Annotated in this window: 1 protein-coding gene; it reads right to left on the bottom strand. The window is 40.4% G+C overall.

Annotated features, from left to right (window positions below; genetic code table 11):
* Positions 1 to 48: 48 nt before the first annotated feature.
* Positions 49 to 1,806: a transposase gene (locus GXZ13_07810; protein NLX75708.1), complete on the bottom strand. Its 1,758-nt coding sequence runs from the start codon at positions 1,804 to 1,806 to the stop codon at positions 49 to 51.
* Between the last annotated feature and the right edge of the window lie 66 nt (positions 1,807 to 1,872).

The following is a 1,872-nucleotide window of genomic DNA, read 5'->3' as shown; positions in this document are numbered from 1 at the left end:
CCCGAGTTTATCAAATTAATAAATTATAAATCGCGCTTAGCCTTGCCATTAGAGGCCTAGCGCGATTATTTGTTGTGATTTGACTGTGGTACACCAGCCCTTAGAGAAGTCTCTTAACTCCTCATACTTTACTATTCCCTTATTCCAGTCTATTCCTAGCTTTTCTACTAGCTCCTTAAAGTCCTCATTACCCTTTACCCTGTAAAAACCTGTGTTTAGTTCATGTGCTCCGGCACTCCCAAGGGCCCTAGCTAGCCTAGCGGCACTAAAGTCAAAACCATCACCTCCTAGGGTCTGTATTATTCGAATTATCATGAGAGATATAAAACAACTTAGAAAGTGTGATTCTATATGATCTTTTAAGCGTAGATGAACCGGCTTTGCATGTAGATCAGTCTTTGTAATCCTAAAGCACTCTTCTATCCTATAAAGCTCGCTGTAGGCCGCCATTATCTCCTCTTCACTCATATCTAATTCACTTGTTACAAGGACATTTATTCCATCAAACTGCTCATCAAAGGCCAGTTGATCCTCGTTTATCTTTATCACCGGACTAAAGGGTCTCAACTCCTTTGTAATGGGGTCTTCATAGAAAAGTTCAAGATATCTCTTGCCACCTCTCTTGGCAGTCTGTCTAAACAGCTCAGCATTTGTAAGCTTTGAAGCATAGTCTAGAGCCCCGTCTCTCCTTTTTTTCTCCCTAAGAGCATACTTTTCATTCCAGGTAACAAGAACCTTCTCCTTTACTTCAAGGCCATCCTCCAGAGCCCTCACTCTTATCATAGACTTCCAGGCAAAGTCCATGGTCTTATTATAGAGCCATCCATCCTCTTTTAAGATGAAGTCCTGGATATCTTTAGGGGAGCCTCTTCTTCCTCTATGCTTTTGTGAGAATAACCAGCCATCTTTATTTGCGTGATTAGCCCCTACATTTTTCTTACTATTCATTGCTTTATCTGCAACCACTACAACTCTCTCAAGACCAAACTGCCTCTTGACCTGCTTGATAGCTGGTAAGTAGGTGAGGGGATCTGTCTCATTACCACTAAAGAGCCTGTAACTAATAGGGATACCATTTGAATCCATGAAAAGACCCATCTGAACAATTGGACTTCCACTATTTGATTTGCAAGGCCCTTTTTTCCTTAGGCCACTACTTATCTCTCCTGTGGTCTTGTCCACCAAATCCTCATCATTAAAGTCGATGTCAAAGTAGTAGTTAGTCACATCATAGAAAACCAAATACCCAAGCCTGCCAATGTTCTTACTTATCTCTTCGTGGGCTCTTAACTGGATAGCCTCTTTAAGCTGGCTAAGAGGTTCAAGGGACCTATATATGTCATTACTACTTAGATCCCAGCTTCCAAAGAGTTCTTTTTGACTCCTGGCAGTATAGATCTTACTACCTGGGTTTAGGATCCTTTGGTAGACAAGAAGTTTTAAGACTCTCTCGTAGACTAGGGCCTTTTTCTTATCCTTGGAGTTCTCCTTAATAGCATCCCCAATTCTAAGCATCTCAAAGACATCGTCTAATAGCTTCCAGCCATAGGAAAGATCCTCATCATAGAGGGGAGAATCAAGCTCATAGGTTACACTAAGTTTTCTTCCGATTTCATCTGTAAGTAGGCCTTCTTTAGCTTCTTTTCTAAGTCTTTCATAGGCGCCAGGTTCATTTCTTTCTAATTCCTCATATGAACCATAGGATTTGAGAGTTCTCTTTTTGCCCTTTCCATCTTCTCTAAAAGACTCTATAAGATAGACGTACTCCTTGCCTTCTCTGTTTTTTCTTTTCACTATATATGCCATAATTCATTATACCATACTCTACCGTATACTACAAGCAAAAAGACTAATAAAAAAGCGATTATTCCT

The sequence above is a fragment of the Synergistaceae bacterium genome (assembly GCA_012728235.1).
GTDB lineage: Bacteria > Synergistota > Synergistia > Synergistales > Synergistaceae > JAAYFL01.
The sequence above is the reverse complement of the archived record's forward strand: the minus strand, read 5'-3'. Positions and strand labels throughout refer to the sequence as shown.